Genomic DNA, 14,542 nt, shown 5'->3' with positions numbered 1-14,542 from the left:
CTGCGCGCCGGGTTCAGTCTCTGCGTTCACTCCGGCATTGAAGCATCACCCGTGGCGCTCGCGCCCCGTCCCGGAGGCCGACGGCCCTCGCCCTACGCGTGTCCGCGCGGACGCAGCGGCCGCCGTCGCGCCGCGTACACCGCTCCCGCCCCGGCCACGACCACCGCGCCCGCGACCCCGAGCAGCGCCCCCGACGGCGTGCCTGACCCGGTGGCGGCGAGCGACCCGGCGCCGCCCACGGAACCGCCGCCGACACTGCCGCCGCCGACCGAACCTCCGCCCGCCGCCGCGTCACCGCTGCCCCCGCCGGCCTGGCCGGAGGCCCCGACTCCGCCCCCGGACGGCAGGATCTCGGCGTCCTCGGACAGGGTGAGCGCCACCGTCAGGGGGTCCAGCTTCTCGCCCGCCTTGTACACCGACCCCATCTCCTCGCTCTCGAACTGCTCGGCGCCCGCCGCGGTGAGCCGCGCCGGTACCTTGCGGAGCTGGACGACGTCGCCCTTCGCGGCGTACGGGACACCGGACAGGTCGAGGGTCGCGAACCGCACGTCATCGGTGGTGCCCGCCGGGGTCTTCACGTCCACCGACAGCGTGCCCTTCGTGCCGCTCGCGCGGACCTTGAAGTCGCTGAACCGCATGTCGATGCCGTGCCCCTGGTAGCGGAACCGCACGCTGCCCTTGAAGGACGCGTTGACCTTCTTGGCCCGGGCGTCCCAAGTCGCCTTCGCGTACGGGAAGTCGTACCCGGCGGAGGTCTTCCTGGCACCCCCGGCCGCCTCCACCCCTCCGCCCGCAAAGATGTAGCGCCGGAAGGACTCCTTCAGGCCCCAGGACAGCTTGCCGCCGACGACCTCGCCGGAGGGCGCCCGGCCACCGGAACCGCCCGTGCCGGACGTCGGCTTCGGCGTCGGCGTCGGCTTCGTGGGCTTCGTGGGCTTCGGCGCGGGCTTGTCCGAGGGCTTCGGCGACGGCTTGCCCGGCTTGCCCGGCTCACTGGGCTTGCCGGGCTTGCTGGGCGTGGGGTCCGGCGACGGAGCGGGGCCCGCGTTGCGCACCGTCAGTGTGGCCGGATCGAGCGCCTGGCCCTTCTGGTACATGCCGTTGAACGCCTTCGCACCCTTCGCCGTGAGCGTCGCCGGGATGTCCTTGAACGTCATCGTGCCACCGGGGCCCTGCCCCGGCGTGACCCCGGAGAGGTCGAGCGCGGCCAGGTCGATGTCGTTCTGCTCGGCACCGTTGAGCGTGACGTCGGCCTGGATGGCACCCGTCCTGCCCTCGGTGTGCACCCTGACGTCGGCGATCTTGATGTCGAACTTGTGCAGCGCCGAGGTGAAGCGGACGTCACCCTTGAAGGCCGCCTTCATGACGTGGCCGGTCATCTCGTACGTGCCCTTGCCACCGGTGAACGTGAACACCCCGTTGCCCGGGGCCTGTTCGGCGCCGCCACCGGCCTTGATCTTCCCGTGCGCCATGCCCGTGACGTACTTGCGGAAGGACTCCTTGAGCCCCCAGTCCAGGGTGCCGTCCTTGAGCGTGAACGCCTTGGGGGCCCGGGGTGCCCCGGCCGCACCCTCGGCAGGGGTGTCCGCCGGGGTGTCGGCGACGGCGGGCAGGGCGAGCGCGGCGGCACCGAGTACCGCGGCGGTCGCGACGGCCGCTGCGCGGGCTATGGGGCGGCGGGTTGCTGCCATGGTCAGTGTGCTCCTCGAAGGGGGACGGGAGAGGGGAATGGGAGGGGGACATGAGAAGGGGGTGGAGAGGTGGGAGGGGGAGAGTGGACTCGGGGGCCGCTCAAGGCGTCTCCGGAGCCGCTCAAGGCTTTTCGCCGGACCCGGTGGACGGAGTCGACCCGGCAGCCGGGTCCGAGCCGGTGGCCGGAGCCGACCCCGTGGACGGAGCCGACCCGGTGGCCGTCCGCCGCCTCCGTGCGAACAGCACCGCCCCCACCGCCGCGACCAGCAGCGCCCCGGCCGCCGCAAGGGTGAGGGGCAGGGCTTTCGACGAGCCGGAGGAGGCGGTGCCCTCGGCGCCGTCCGAAGCCGCCGCCCGGCGGGGCCCGGCCCCGGCGAGGGTCTCCTTCGCGCCGGGTGCGGCGGCGGAGCCCAGGTCGGGCAGCGCGGGCAGGTCGGCGTCACCGTCGAGGGCGACGGCCAGGGACACCGGGTCCATCGCGGTGCCCGGTGCGTAGAGCGAGCCGAACGCCTTGGAGCCGTCGGCGGTGAGTCTCGCCGGGGCCTCGGTGACGGCGATCAGGCCGCGCCGCGGCTCGAGGCCCGCCAGCTCCGCGGCGGTGAAGGTGACGAGCGGCGCCTTCTTCTTCGTGAAGTCCTTGCTGCGGACGTCGGCGTAGAGCGTGCCCTTGCCGTCCCGTACGTCGACGGCGACCCGGCGAAGGCCGATGTCCAGGCCGTGCTCGCCGGTGAAGCGGACGGCGCCGGCGAAGTCGGCGGACAGCGTGCGCCGCTTCTCGTCGTACGTGCCCTCGCCCCGCGGGAAGCGGAACAGCGCGCCGCCGTCCTCCGCGCCGGACGTGAGCGTCCACCTGCCCCGCGCGATGGACCCGGAGACGTACTCGCGGAACGTACGGCGCACACCCCAGTCGACGGCGGCGTCCTCGATGCGCCCCGCCGCCTTCCCCGCCTCCGCCTTCCCGCCCTTGCCGCCGTCCTTGCCCTTGCCGCCGTCCTTGCCCTGGTCGCTCCTGCCCCCGCCGCTCCTGCTGTCCTTCGTGGCGGCGGACGGTGCCGCCAGGTCGGTGGACAGGCTCAGCGGGTCGAGCTGCGTGCCCGCGGGGTAGTACCCGGCGAAGGCCTTGGCGCCCTGGGCGGTGAGTGTCGCGGGGACGGTGGTGAGGGCGATCGGCCCGGTGCCGCCCTTCATGTCGATGCCGGAGACGTTCAGCGAGGCGAGCGGGACCCGGGCGGTCGAGGTGACCTTCCCGGTGCCCTTGTCCTTGCTGACCATGTCGGCGAAGAGCGTGCCGGAGCCGCCGGTGACCTTCACGGTGGGACGGCTGATCGTCAGGTCGAGGGCGTACGCACCGCCCTTCCTGTGCCCGGTGAAGTGCACGCCCCCGCTGAACGCGGCGGTGAAGGAGCCGGTGTCCGGGTCGTAGGAGCCCTTGGCCGAGTGGAAGCGGAACTGGCTGCCGCCGACCGTCGCCGCGCCGCCCCGCAGATCCCAACTGCCCTTGGCGATGGGCCCGGTGACATAGCTCTGGAAGGACGACTTGATGCCCCAGTCGAGCCTGCCGCCGCGCACCGTGCGTTCCTCCGCGTGCGCCGCGGCGGCCGGAAGGAGGGCTCCGGCGAGCCCGGCGACGACGACGGCCGCGCCGGTGCGGACGCGGGCACGACGGCGCGCCGCCGACCGTCTCGGCGACAGCTGTCCCGACGACGACATGGAACCCCTCCGGGTCTAGATTCCTAAGGTAAGGCTAACCTAATCTACGATCATTCCTACGGGGAACCCCACGACAGGACGGTGACTCAGGTGCGCAAGCCGCGCTCACTCCGGACGGTTGGCGCGGTGGCGGCCGCGCTCGCGCTCACCCTCGCCGGTTGCGGAACGTCCGACGACGGCGGACCGGCGCGGGGCGGGCCGCGGGCGAAGGCCGCCGCCGACCGCGTGGAGCCCCTCGCGGCCGTGCCCGAGCCGACGTTGCCCGTGACCGTGCGGTCCGCCGACGGCGAGCGGGTCACCGTCGACGACACCAGCAGGATCGTGCCGCTGACCGGCAGCCTGAACGAGATCGTCTTCACCCTCGGGCTCGGTGAGCGCGTCGTCGCACGTGACATCACCGCGACCTTCCAACAGGCCGAGAAGCTCCCGGTGGTGACGCGGGCCCACGACGTGTCCGCGGAGAGCGTGCTGTCCCTGAAGCCGACGGTCGTCCTCGCGGACACCACGACGGGCCCCGCGGAGGCGATCGACCAGATCCGTGCGGCGGGCGTCCCCCTGATCGTCCTCGAACCGGCCAAGAGCCTCGCCGACGTGGGTCCGCGCATCGGGGCGGTGGCGGCGGCGCTCGGCGTGCCGAAGGCGGGCGCCGAGCTCACCTCCCGTACGCGGCAACGGATCTCGAAGGTACGGGAGTCCGTGCCCGCACGGTCGGGGAAGCCGCGCGTCGCGTTCCTCTACCTGCGCGGGTCGGCCTCCGTGTATCTGCTCGGCGGGCGCGAGTCCGGCGCGGGTTCGCTGCTCGAAGCGGCGGGCGCGGTCGACGCGGGCAAGGCGTCGGGCCTGCGGAAGGACTTCACGGCCATCACGAGCGAGGCCCTGGCCAAGGCCGCGCCGGACGCGGTCCTCGTGATGTCGAAGGGCCTGGACTCGGTGGGCGGCGTCGACGGCTTGGTGAAGATCCCCGGCGTGGCCGAGACACCGGCGGGCCTCGACCGCCGCGTCGTGTCCATCGAGGACGGCGTCCTGCTCAACTACGGCCCCCGCACCGACCGGGTGCTCAAGTCCCTGGTGGACCAGCTCTACAAGGACGCCGAGTGAGCGCGACCACCGAACGGGCGGAGCAGCCGGGCACGGCCGGGGAAGCGGGCGTGACCGGAGAAGCAGGTACGGCCGGGGAAGCGGGCGCGGCGGGAGAAGCAGGCGTGGCCGGAGAGGCGCGCGGGGTGCGGCGGGGTGCGCCGTACCTCCTCGCCGTCGCCCTGGCCGCCGTCCTTCTCGTCCTGGCCCTGCTCTCCGCGGGGATCGGTGCGTACGACATCCCTCTCGGGGACGTGCTCGCCTCCGTGCGGCACCGGGCCGGGCTCGGTGGTCACGCGCTCGACCGCGTCGGTGAGAGCGTGCTGTGGAACGTGCGGCTGCCGCGCGTGACGCTCGCGCTGCTCGTGGGCGCGTCGCTCGGCTGCGCGGGCGCGCTGATGCAGGGCGTGTTCGGCAACCCGCTGGCCGAGCCCGGCGTCATCGGGATCTCCGCGGGCGCGGCGGTCGGCGCGGTCGCCTCGATCGCCTTCGGCCTCGGCTTCCTCGGCAACTGGACGGTGACCGTCTGCGCCTTCGTCGCCGGGCTCGCGACGGTGCTCCTCGTGTACGTCCTGTCGCGCGAGGGCGGTCGCACGGAGGTGGTCACGCTGATCCTCACGGGCATCGCGGTGAACGCCTTCGCGGGCGCGCTGATCGGCCTTTTCCTGTTCTTCGCGGACAACGCGCAGGTCACCCAGATCACGTTCTGGCAGCTCGGTTCGCTCGCGCAGGCGACCTGGCCGAAGGTGCTCGCGGTCCTGCCGTGCGCGGTCGCGGGCCTGCTCGTCGCGCCGCTGTACGCGCGCGATCTCGACCTGCTCGCCCTCGGGGAGCGGCCCGCACGCCATCTGGGCGTGGACGTGGAGCGGCTGCGGACGGTGCTCGTCCTCGTGGTGGCGCTGCTCACGGCGGCGGCGGTGGCCGTGGCCGGGATCATCACGTTCGTGGGGCTCCTGGTGCCGCATCTGCTGCGGATGGCCGCAGGCCCCGGGCACCGGTTCCTGGTGCCGGGCAGCGCGCTCGCCGGGGCCGTCGTCCTCGTCGGCGCGGACCTGGCCGCGCGTACCGTCGCCGTGCCCGCGGAGCTGCCGCTCGGCGTGCTCACCGCGCTCTTCGGGAGCCCGTTCTTCTTCTGGCTGCTGCGCAGGACCCGCCGCAAGCAAGGGGGTTGGGCATGAGCACCGCGTGGGGCCGACGGATCTTCGCGAGCCGCGACCGGGCGCTGCCGGGGCCAGCGGCGCCCGGAGAGGTGCTGGCGGAGTCGGCGGACCTGCGGGTGCGGCTCGGTGGGCGTGAGGTGCTCAAGGGGGTGGCCGTGCGGGCCCGCGCGGGCGAGGTCCTCGCCCTGGTCGGGCCCAACGGGGCGGGGAAGTCCACCCTGTTGGCCGCCCTGGCCGGTGACCTGCCCGCCGACTCCGGCACGGTCCGTGTCCGCGGCCGTCCCGCCGCCGACTGGCCCGCGCGCGATCTCGCCCTGCGCCGCGCGGTGCTGCCGCAGTCGGCCACGCTGTCGTTCCCGTTCCCGGTCGAGGACGTCGTCAGGATGGGCCGCGCGCCCTGGGCCGGCACGCACCGCGCCGACGACGACGACCGGATCGTGTCCGCGGCCATGCGGGCCACCGAGGTCGAGGCGTTCGCGGCGCGGCCGTTCTCGGCGCTCAGCGGCGGCGAGCGGGCCCGTGTCGCGCTGGCCCGGGTGCTCGCACAGCGCGCCGCGGTGCTGCTCCTCGACGAGCCGACGGCGGCGCTCGACCTGCGCCACCAGGAGCTGGTCCTGCGCGTGTGCCGGGAGCGGGCCGCCGCCGGTGACGCGGTGGTGGTCGTCCTGCACGACCTGGGTCTCGCGGCGGCGTACGCGGACCGTGCCGTGGTCCTGGACGGCGGCACGGTGGCGGCCGACGGCGCCCCCGGCGACGTGTTCGACGAGCGGCTCCTCTCGGACGTCTACCGCCAGCCCATCGAGGTCCTCGCGCACCCGCGGACCGGGACGCTCCTGGTGACGCCCCGGCGGGCGGGGCCCGACGGCCCGACGAAAGGGGACACGGCGGGCGGTTGAGGACGTTGGGCGCACTGCCGCATCCCGGCGTCGGGGCGCCCGCGACCCCCGGTAGGGTTCGGGCCCGGGAAGGGGTAGGTGAAGGTATCCGATGAGCAGGGTTCGCAGGCCCGGCAGGACGGTCTCGTACGCGGCGGCGGTGGCGGTCCTCTCGCTGACGGCGAGCGGGTGCGTGACGGTGCACGGCGAGCGGGAGGTCGTGCGCACCGCGACAGGGCCGGAGGCCGCCCGCGCGCTGAAGGACTTCCTCACCGCCTACAACAAGGCGGACAAGGCGTACGACCCGGCTCTCGACGCCGCCCGCGTCACCGGTCCGCTCGGCGCCATCAACCAGGCGGGCCTCGAGGCACGGCACGCGCAGAACCCGGACGGCAACTCCCGGCACGTACCGCTGGAGCTGACGGACGTGTCGTACGCCGTCCCGAAGAAGGCGGGCTGGCCGCGCTGGTTCGTCGTCGACGCGCTCGCCAACCGCAGGCCCGACGACTACCGCTGGCTGATCGTCTTCACCCGCGCCGACGCGGACGCGCGGTGGGAGGCGACCTATCTGAACCTGGTGCACCCCGACCGGCTGCCCGAGCTGAAGAGGGACGCGGACGGCCACGTGGAGCCCGTCGCGGTGGACAGCGGCGGCTTCGCGGTGGCCCCGCGGCGGCTCAGTGGCACGTACGCGGACTATCTGCGGTCCGGTGGCGACACCTTCGCGCCGGGGCCGCACACCTCGCACTGGAAGGCGGCCCGCGACCGCAGCAAGAAGCGTCCGGGCCTCGCCGTGCAGTACCTGGACCAGCCGCGCAACGAGGGCTCGTTTGCCCCCGTGGGCCTGCGTACGAAGGACGGCGGCGCGCTGGTGTTCTTCACCACGCACCACTACGAGAAGCAGACCGCGTCCAAGGGCCTGAACGTCACCGTGCAGCCCGACGTCAAGCCACTCATGCGCGGCGAGGCCAAACAGTCCATCACCCTGGAACGCGTCTCGAACCAGGTAGCCCTCACTCCCCAGGGCTCCGGCAAGGTGTCGGTCCTGAGCCGCATGCAGGGCTTGGTGGGGGCGAAGGGCGAGTAGGCGCTGGGGCGCCGGTTTGCAGCCCGTCCGAGGCTGACGAGGAGCTCACGGGATCCCGGCCCACCCGACGGCTGACGACGAGGCGCGATATTTCAGCCCGTCCGGCGTTTGAGGACGAGGCGCGGAGCGCCGACAAGGGGGAAAGGGGCGAAGCCCCAGAAGAAAAGCCCCCTGGAAGCCGACCCCCGGCGGGGGTCAGCCACGCTGAGGCCAAGCGGTGCTGACCGCAGCATCATCGCGGGGCTCCCCCGCATACCGCGCGCACTCATCGGTGAGGGTCTCCAGCAGAGTGAGCGGATCGGGCAACGGGAACTCGGGCCCACGGACCCAGTGGACCCCGAGGTCACCGGGCAGCCGGGCGGGCGGCACGAGAACGTACGACCCCCGGCAGTGCCACCGCAGACCGGGATGCTCGTCCATCGTCTCGGGATGGCAGTCGAGCTCGCACGGCCACCACTCGTCCTCGTCCTCGGGGGTACCGCGCGTAGCCGTGAAGAACAGCATCCGGCCCTGGTCGTGGGCGCCCTCGGACTCCGCGACGGGCCCCACGTCCACACCGGCGTCGAGCAGCCGCCGCAGCGCGGCGCGCCCGGCGTCCAGGGGCACGTCGAGGACGTCGTGGACCATGCCGGTCGCGGTGATGAAGTTGGCCTGCGGCTGATGGCGCGCCCAGCGCTCGATCTGCCCGCGGTCGGTGGTGGACTGCGTCTGCCAGGCGAAGGACACGGGGTGCCGGGCGGGCGTGGGACAGCCGATGCGGTCGCACGAACACCGGTATCCGGCGGGATGCGCGGCGGGGGCGATCGGCAGCCCGGCGGCGGCGACGGCGAGCAGCAGACCCTCGCGGCCCTCGGCGGCAGCCGCGCCGCCGCTCTCCGCGGTGCGCCCGCGGCGACGAAGCCACTGGGAGATCCTGCTCTGCGCGCCGGAAGACCGGCCGAACTCCTCGCCCATCTATCCCCTCACCTCGCCATTGTGCGGAACAGCATGACCCATGGTCGCACCATCCTGCTCCTCGGGTGGCCGTAGTCCCCATCCGGGGTGGCCGGGACGATGCGAGGCGGCGGGGGACATAGCGCGTCATGTCACGCTCCGCGGTGTATCTCCCACCTACGGTGTCGGTCATGGTGACGACCGCACCACCTACACGACGGGCCCGGTGCGCGGCCTGACCCGCAAGGAGTGGCAGGGGGTGGAGTCCGCCGGCAGTGGCGCTCTCGGAGCCGGCTGCGCACCGACCGCCCGGAGCACTGGGCGTCCTCCCTCGACGTCCTCGACGTGGACCACAAGGCACGTGACGCGGATCTCCCGCGGGCGGTCGACTCCGGCGTCCCGCGGGTAGGGGCGCGCACCGTGACCACGCCGCGCCAGCGGGACCGGGTGCTGCGGCTCGGCTGCAACGGCGTGATCACGGACGCGCCGGGACTGCTGTCGCGTACGCCGGTGCGGCCGGTGCAGAGCCGGTGAGCGGGCCCGTCAGCGGGGCGTGATGCCGTACAGGGAGTACTCGACGAGGGTGTCGGCGTACGCGTGGCTGAGCGGGCCCGTGCGCTGCATCCAGCGCTGGGCGAGCGGGCCCGTCCACAGTTCGAGGGCGATGCGCGGGTCGATGTGGGCGGCCACCTCACCGCGCTCCTGGCTCGCGCGCAGCCGCTGCACATAGAGCTGGAGCTGCGGTTCGAGCAGCTTCTCGAGGAATTCGGCGCCGAGCTCGGCGTTGACGACGCCCTCGGCGGCGAGGGCGCGGGCCGGGGCGTCGAACTTGGGGTCGGTCATCTCGTCGACGGTGGCGCGCAGCACGTACTTGAGGTCGGCTTCGAGGTCGCCGGTGTCCGGGATCCCGGTGGCGGGCTCGTCGAGTCCCGCCTGCTCGCTGAGCTCGGCGTTGGCCTGCTCGGCGAGGTCGAGGAAGGCGTCGAGCAGGACGGCGCTCTTGGAGGGCCACCAGCGGTAGATGGTCTGCTTGCCGACTCCGGCGCGGGCGGCGATCGCCTCGATGGTCATCTTGCCGTAGCCGACCTCGCCGACCAGGGCCAGTGCGGCGTCGTAGATGGCGCGGCGCGAACGCTCGCTGCGGCGCGTGGAGTCAGGGGCGGTTTTCTGAGCCATGCGGTCGAATGTAGCAGCGAAACGAGACGCAGCGTCTCACCAATCGCCGTTCCCGGCCCGGGGAGCCGCAAATCGCTGGACAAGACGCTCCGTCTCGCCTACTGTCGAGAATGATTCGAGACGAGACGTCTCGCCTAGAACTTCTCCAGGAGGTACGACATGTCCCGAGGTGGATCAGGAATGCTCGGCGTCGGCGGTACGCGCAGCAATCTCTCCCGCAAGGCCCTGCGCGGCGGGCGCGGCTCGGACCGCTTCGGCGGCGGCCTCAGCCCGCAGGAGCAGAAGCGGGAGCTGCTGCGCAAACTCCAGGAAAGCCGGGAGGGCCGGGAAGGCCGGGAGAACCGGGAGGGCAGGGAGAACCGGGAGGGCAGGGGAAGCGGGGAAGACCAAGAAAGTGGGGAGGCTCGGGCGTCCGACAGCGCCTCGTGACGCCGGAACGTCCGTTTCATGGGTAAATATTGCCCCACGGCTCAGTCGGGACGGTTCAGATCACTGCGCGAAGGCTCCTCAGACCGCACCATGGGCAGCAAAGCCCCTGCGGTCCGTGAGGAGCCTTCGTTGCATCGAGTCGCCCGGCGCGCCACACCCCGGCGCTACCTGATGTGCCCACCGGCACACTTCAAGGTCACGTACTCCATCAATCCGTGGATGGACCCCGCCAAACCCGTCGACGTCCCGCTCGCCGTCGCCCAGTGGGAGGAACTGCGCGACCGGTACCGCTCGCTCGGCCACACCGTCGAGGTGCTCCGGCCGCACCCGGACCTGCCGGACATGGTCTACGCGGCCAACGGCGCCACCGTCGTCGACGGCCGGGTCCTCGGCGCGAGCTTCGTCCACCCCGAGCGCAAACCGGAAGCCGCGGCGCACCTGGAGTGGTTCCGCGCCAACGGTTTCACCGAGGTCCACGAACCCACCCACATCAACGAGGGCGAGGGCGACTTCGCCGTCACCTCCGGCTACGTCCTCGCGGGCCGCGGCTTTCGCGCGAGCCCGCTCTCCCACGGCGAGGCCCAGGAGGTCTTCGGCCGCCCGGTGATCGGCCTCGACCTCGTCGACCCCCGCTACTACCACCTGGACACGGCGCTCGCGGTGCTCGACGACACGACCGACGACGTCATGTACTACCCGGCCGCGTTCTCGCCGGGCAGCCAGGCGGTGCTGCGACGCCTGTTCCCCGACGCGCTGATCGCCGAGGAGCCGGACGCCGTCGCCCTCGGTCTGAACGCGGTCTCCGACGGGCTGCACGTACTGCTGCCGCAGGAGGCCGTCGGTCTCTTCGCACCGCTGCGCGAGCGGGGCTACGAGCCGATCGGCATGGACCTGGGCGAGCTGCTCAAGGGTGGCGGCAGTGTGAAGTGCTGTACGCAGGAGCTGCGCCCCGCGTAGCGCGGCGGCCCCGGCGGTGCGGGTGGCCGACGACCACTCGCACCCCAGTCCAGACCTGCCGGTCGGCGGTGAGATACCGGAAGGACGTGAGCCGCTCGGTGCCCGCGGCCCAACGTTCGGCGCTCACCGTGGAGCCGTGCAGAGCTGTCCCGTACAACGGGACGCGGTAGCGCGGGTCCACGCGCCGCCGGGCCGAAGCCCGCCCGCAGGGGGCGGTTCGGCCCGCGTCCAGTGTCGCGGTCAGCGCCAGCGGTTGTTACTTGTGTGGTCCCCGGCGAGCCAGCGGGCGAGGTCGGCGTGTGCTGTGGCGCGCTGCTCGGCGTCGATCCTGTCCACATCGGGGTGGTCGACGGCGAACTCCAAGATCAGCCCGTTGGGGTCCGTGACGTACAGCGAGACACAGAAGCCGTGGTCGATCACGTGGGCGTTCGCCTCCGCGTGGTCGGCCGTATCGACGCGCTTGAGTATGGCCTCCTGCACCTCGGCCCCGACCTTGAAGGCGATGTGGCGCAGGGGGGTCGCATGGACGCTGGTCCTGAACTCCTCCTGGTCCTTGGCGTCGGCGAACTGGAAGAAGGCGAGGGCGCTGCCGTCGGCCAGGCCGTAGAGGGTGTGACTGTAGGCGCGCTCGGCCCCGGACATCACCTCGCGCTCGGTCCACGTGGCCACCAGGGGCAGACCGATCACCTCCTCGTAGAAGCGCCGGTTGGCTTCCTGGTCGTCGGTGGTCCAGGCGTGGTGGTGGAGGCGGAGGGGCAGGGTGTGGGGCATGTCGGGTCATCTCCCTCATGCGGGGGTGGGGTGTCGGTCCGGGCGCCCGGAGGGTCGCCGAGGGCCATGACCAGCATGCCGCCGAAGTAGGTTGAAGGTTAAATCACTTTGGGCCATGTTCGCGGCCCGAAGGCGCCGACCGCTCCGCCCCCTGGTCGGCGCGGGCGACGAATGGCGGCGGCTGCCAGGTCGAGTGGCCACGGGGGCCGCGCGTACACCCGGCCGACCGTCCGCCCGACGCGGGCGGAATCTCGGCGCGCGGGGGCTCCGACCTGGCTTCATGCGGCGCTCGCAACCCCCTTCGCCCGGTCCGGGTACGAGGCGACTACCCCCGGCCCGGGGTGCGGAGGATGGCGAAAAAAGGTTGAACGATAAACCTATGCGGAGTGGGCCGTCCTGCCCGGTGGCCTCCGAGGCGGTTGATCCCGCACTCGACCGCGTGGCGTTCGCGGCAGTCGGTCAGCGGGTGTGCACCGCGCTGACGGCACGAGCCGACACGGACGGAAATCGTCAGGCAGGCCCTAGCTCTCCGCCGGAGGCCACGCGTCGCCCCACGCAGTGCCCCGTGCCTCCCGGTACAACCCCCCGTGCCGCTTGGTCACCGTCTCCCGGCGCAGCCCCCCCTCGGCCTCGCACAGGTCGAGCAGGACCTGCCCCTTGCGGATCTGGGGCCTGCGGACGACGCGTCGGGCCGCGGGGAGGGCCGGGACGGCGGTGTCGCGGACGGCGGCGACGTAGGAGAACTTCTCGTCCTCGTAGGCGAGGGAGCCGCCCTTGACCTGGCGGTGCAGGGAGGAACGGGCGACGCGGACGGAGAAGTGGCACCAGTCCTCGCCGGTGACGATCGGGCAGGCGGAGCTGTGGGGGCAGGGCGCGGCGACCCGGTACCCGGCGTCGACGAGGCGGTCGCGCGCGGCGATGACGCGGGCGTACCCGTCGGGCGTGCCGGGCTCGATGACGACGACGGCGTCGGTGGCGGCGCGGGCGGCGGCGTCGACGACCGCGGCCCGGTCGTCGGCGGTCAGCTCGCCGAGTACGTACGACACGGTGACGAGGGCGGTGGCGGGCACGTCGAGGGCGGCGCTGATGCGGGCGCGCTGCCATCGGGCGCCGGCGAGGTCGGGGTGGGCGGCGGCGATCTCCCGGCCGAGGGCGAGGGCGGGTTCGGCCCAGTCGAGGACGGTGACGGGCCGCCCGCCGGGCCAGACCGCGTCGACGGCCCAGGTGGCGGCGCCGGTGCCGCCGCCGATGTCGGTGTGTCCCGCCGGGCTCCAGTCGGCGGGGGCCGCGGCGGCCAGGGCGGCCAGGGCGGAGCGGGCGGCCTCGAAGGTGGCGGGCATGCGGTACGCGGCGTACGCGGTGACGTCCGCGCGGTCCCGCAGGACGGGGGCGCCGGTGGGGGTGGTGCCCCGGTAGTTCGTGATGAGCCGGTCCACGGCCTGGGCCGCCGCCTTGGGCGGCAGGTCCTCCAGGAGGCCCGCGAGGGCGGTGCGGAGGGTCTCTGCGGGGGAAGCCAGTGCGTGCACCCCGTGAGTTTAGTGGCCCGTCCGGGGGCCCGTCGGCCGTGGGGCGGCCGCGCGGGCCAGAGCCGTGGCGGCGCGGACGCGGGGGCCGTTGTCCGGGGGCCTGCGGCGGGGGTGGACGGTGTTGGCGAGGAGCACCAGGAAGGTGTCCGTGGCCGGGTCGACGACCAGGGAGGTGCCGGTGAAGCCGGTGTGTCCCGCCGCGCCGCGCCCCGCCAGCTCACCCATGAACCACGGCTGGTCCACGGCGAAGCCGAGGCCGGGCGCGGCCAGCATCAGCTCCACGTGGTCGGGGCCGAGGATCCTGGCCGTGCCGTAGGAGCCGCCCGACAGCAGGGTCCGGCACAGGACGGCCAGGTCGTGGGCGGTGGAGAAGAGACCGGCGTGCCCGGCGACTCCCCCGAGCGCCCACGCGTTCTCGTCGTGCACCTCACCGCGCAGCATCCCGCGGTCCGCCTTCGCCCAGGGCCCGCGCTGGTCCTCGGTGGCGGCGGCGTCGGGGCGGGGGCCGAAGCCGGTGGCGGTCATGCCGAGGGGCCGGGTGATGCCGTCCGCGATCAGATGGTCGAGGCCGCGGCGGGTGACGCGTTCCAGGATCTGCTGGAGGAGCAGCATGTTGAGGTCCGAGTACAGGTACGTGCCGATCTCGGCGGACGGCTCCTCGGTGCGCAGGGCCCGCAGCCGCGCCGCCGGGTCCGGGAGCCCGTACAGCGGCAGCTCGGGACGCAGCCCCGAGGTGTGCGTGAGCAGGTCGCGCACGGTGAGGCCGTGCGCGGCGGCGCCCGTGCACTCGGGGACGTACCGCCCGACCGGCGCGTCGAGGGCGAGCGTGCCCCGCTCCAGCTGCTGCACGACGGCGACGGTCGTGCACAGCTTGGTGAGGGAGGCGAGGTCGAAGGGCGTGTCTAGGGTCATGGGGACGCGGCGCGCGGGGGGCAGCTCGACGCCCGCGTCGGCCTCCTCGTCGTACGCGGAGTACCGCACCGCCCAGCCCACCGCCTCCGCCGCGGCGATCACCTGGCCGCGCCCCGCGAGGACGACGGCACCGGCACACCAGGGGCGGGGGCCGTCGGGCAGCGCCCGTACATCGCGTACGAGACGGTCGAGCGCGCCGGGGTCGAGCCCCGCGTCGGCCGCGGAGCCGGGGCGCAG

The 14,542-nt window shown here is 73.4% G+C and carries 13 protein-coding genes and 1 pseudogene; 7 read left to right on the top strand and 7 right to left on the bottom strand.

The annotated features are described in order from the left end of the window. Positions 1 to 92 precede the first annotated feature (92 nt). Both ACH4DX_RS03705 and ACH4DX_RS03700 read right to left on the bottom strand, forming a co-directional pair. Positions 93 to 1,691, bottom strand: a complete 1,599-nt coding sequence (locus ACH4DX_RS03705) for an HtaA domain-containing protein (protein WP_398153853.1) — start codon at positions 1,689 to 1,691, stop codon at positions 93 to 95. Between the two features lie 121 nt (positions 1,692 to 1,812). Then, positions 1,813 to 3,402 (bottom strand): HtaA domain-containing protein, encoded by a 1,590-nt coding sequence (locus ACH4DX_RS03700; protein ID WP_398153852.1) that lies wholly within the window; start codon positions 3,400 to 3,402, stop codon positions 1,813 to 1,815. A gap of 90 nt (positions 3,403 to 3,492) precedes the next feature. On the opposite strand from ACH4DX_RS03700, the gene ACH4DX_RS03695 reads away from it, so the two are divergent. The 4 genes from ACH4DX_RS03695 to ACH4DX_RS03680 all read left to right on the top strand — a co-directional run bounded on the left by ACH4DX_RS03695 (position 3,493) and on the right by ACH4DX_RS03680 (position 7,601). Next, entirely contained in the window at positions 3,493 to 4,500 is a 1,008-nt protein-coding gene (locus ACH4DX_RS03695) for a hemin ABC transporter substrate-binding protein (RefSeq protein ID WP_398153851.1), read from the top strand. A gap of 104 nt (positions 4,501 to 4,604) precedes the next feature. Continuing rightward, positions 4,605 to 5,657, top strand: coding sequence for a FecCD family ABC transporter permease (locus tag ACH4DX_RS03690; protein ID WP_398154173.1), 1,053 nt, complete (start codon positions 4,605 to 4,607; stop codon positions 5,655 to 5,657). Further along, the gene (locus ACH4DX_RS03685; protein WP_398153850.1) at positions 5,654 to 6,535 is read left to right on the top strand and encodes a heme ABC transporter ATP-binding protein; all 882 of its coding nucleotides are present in this window, start codon (positions 5,654 to 5,656) and stop codon (positions 6,533 to 6,535) included. The genes ACH4DX_RS03690 and ACH4DX_RS03685 overlap by 4 nt, the downstream gene beginning before the upstream one ends. Positions 6,536 to 6,626: 91 nt before the next feature. After that, entirely contained in the window at positions 6,627 to 7,601 is a 975-nt protein-coding gene (locus ACH4DX_RS03680; RefSeq protein ID WP_398153849.1) for a hypothetical protein, read from the top strand. 195 nt (positions 7,602 to 7,796) lie between these two features. Here the strand turns inward: ACH4DX_RS03680 and ACH4DX_RS03675 are convergent, their stop codons facing one another. Next, positions 7,797 to 8,555 (bottom strand): bifunctional DNA primase/polymerase, encoded by a 759-nt coding sequence (locus ACH4DX_RS03675; RefSeq protein WP_398117444.1) that lies wholly within the window; start codon positions 8,553 to 8,555, stop codon positions 7,797 to 7,799. Positions 8,556 to 8,807: 252 nt separating this feature from the next. Between ACH4DX_RS03675 and ACH4DX_RS03670 the strand changes: the two are divergent. Further along, positions 8,808 to 9,068 (top strand): annotated as a pseudogene (locus ACH4DX_RS03670) (glycerophosphodiester phosphodiesterase); the annotation flags it as partial. Between the two features lie 9 nt (positions 9,069 to 9,077). On the opposite strand, the gene ACH4DX_RS03665 reads toward ACH4DX_RS03670, so the two are convergent. Beyond that, complete coding sequence (locus ACH4DX_RS03665) at positions 9,078 to 9,710, bottom strand: TetR/AcrR family transcriptional regulator (protein WP_398117442.1); 633 nt, start codon at positions 9,708 to 9,710, stop codon at positions 9,078 to 9,080. A 159-nt stretch (positions 9,711 to 9,869) separates the two neighbouring features. On the opposite strand from ACH4DX_RS03665, the gene ACH4DX_RS03660 reads away from it, so the two are divergent. Together ACH4DX_RS03660 and ddaH are read left to right on the top strand one after the other, a co-directional pair. Next, positions 9,870 to 10,139, top strand: coding sequence for a DUF6243 family protein (locus tag ACH4DX_RS03660; RefSeq protein ID WP_398153848.1), 270 nt, complete (start codon positions 9,870 to 9,872; stop codon positions 10,137 to 10,139). A 90-nt stretch (positions 10,140 to 10,229) separates the two neighbouring features. Then, on the top strand, positions 10,230 to 11,096 hold the full coding sequence (gene ddaH, locus ACH4DX_RS03655) for a dimethylargininase (protein ID WP_398153847.1): 867 nt from the start codon (positions 10,230 to 10,232) through the stop codon (positions 11,094 to 11,096). Between the two features lie 240 nt (positions 11,097 to 11,336). Here ddaH and ACH4DX_RS03650 read toward each other — a convergent pair whose 3' ends face one another. The 3 genes from ACH4DX_RS03650 to ACH4DX_RS03640 form a co-directional block, all read right to left on the bottom strand. Beyond that, on the bottom strand, positions 11,337 to 11,867 hold the full coding sequence (locus ACH4DX_RS03650) for a VOC family protein (RefSeq protein ID WP_398153846.1): 531 nt from the start codon (positions 11,865 to 11,867) through the stop codon (positions 11,337 to 11,339). 521 nt (positions 11,868 to 12,388) lie between these two features. Further along, positions 12,389 to 13,393: a small ribosomal subunit Rsm22 family protein gene (locus ACH4DX_RS03645; protein WP_398153845.1), complete on the bottom strand. Its 1,005-nt coding sequence runs from the start codon at positions 13,391 to 13,393 to the stop codon at positions 12,389 to 12,391. A 9-nt stretch (positions 13,394 to 13,402) separates the two neighbouring features. Then, a complete protein-coding gene (locus ACH4DX_RS03640; protein WP_398154172.1) occupies positions 13,403 to 14,542 on the bottom strand; it encodes a serine hydrolase domain-containing protein in 1,140 nt (379 codons plus the stop codon).

The organism is Streptomyces sp. NPDC017940 (genome assembly GCF_044328435.1).
In the GTDB taxonomy this organism is placed as follows: Bacteria; Actinomycetota; Actinomycetes; order Streptomycetales; family Streptomycetaceae; genus Streptomyces.
Note: the sequence above shows the minus strand (reverse complement) of the source record. Positions and strands in the feature narration are given on the sequence as shown.

Bases quoted from the DNA above. Each gene is read 5' to 3' on its own strand.
- ACH4DX_RS03650 (WP_398153846.1), bottom strand. From the start codon at position 11,867: ATGCCCCACACCCTGCCCCTCCGCCTCCACCACCACGCCTGGACCACC.
- ACH4DX_RS03675 (WP_398117444.1), bottom strand. From the start codon at position 8,555: ATGGGCGAGGAGTTCGGCCGGTCTTCCGGCGCGCAGAGCAGGATCTCC.
- ACH4DX_RS03660 (WP_398153848.1), top strand. From the start codon at position 9,870: ATGTCCCGAGGTGGATCAGGAATGCTCGGCGTCGGCGGTACGCGCAGC.
- ACH4DX_RS03685 (WP_398153850.1), top strand. From the start codon at position 5,654: ATGAGCACCGCGTGGGGCCGACGGATCTTCGCGAGCCGCGACCGGGCG.
- ddaH (WP_398153847.1), top strand. From the start codon at position 10,230: ATGGGCAGCAAAGCCCCTGCGGTCCGTGAGGAGCCTTCGTTGCATCGA.
- ACH4DX_RS03700 (WP_398153852.1), bottom strand. From the start codon at position 3,402: ATGTCGTCGTCGGGACAGCTGTCGCCGAGACGGTCGGCGGCGCGCCGT.
- ACH4DX_RS03665 (WP_398117442.1), bottom strand. From the start codon at position 9,710: ATGGCTCAGAAAACCGCCCCTGACTCCACGCGCCGCAGCGAGCGTTCG.
- ACH4DX_RS03680 (WP_398153849.1), top strand. From the start codon at position 6,627: ATGAGCAGGGTTCGCAGGCCCGGCAGGACGGTCTCGTACGCGGCGGCG.
- ACH4DX_RS03705 (WP_398153853.1), bottom strand. From the start codon at position 1,691: ATGGCAGCAACCCGCCGCCCCATAGCCCGCGCAGCGGCCGTCGCGACC.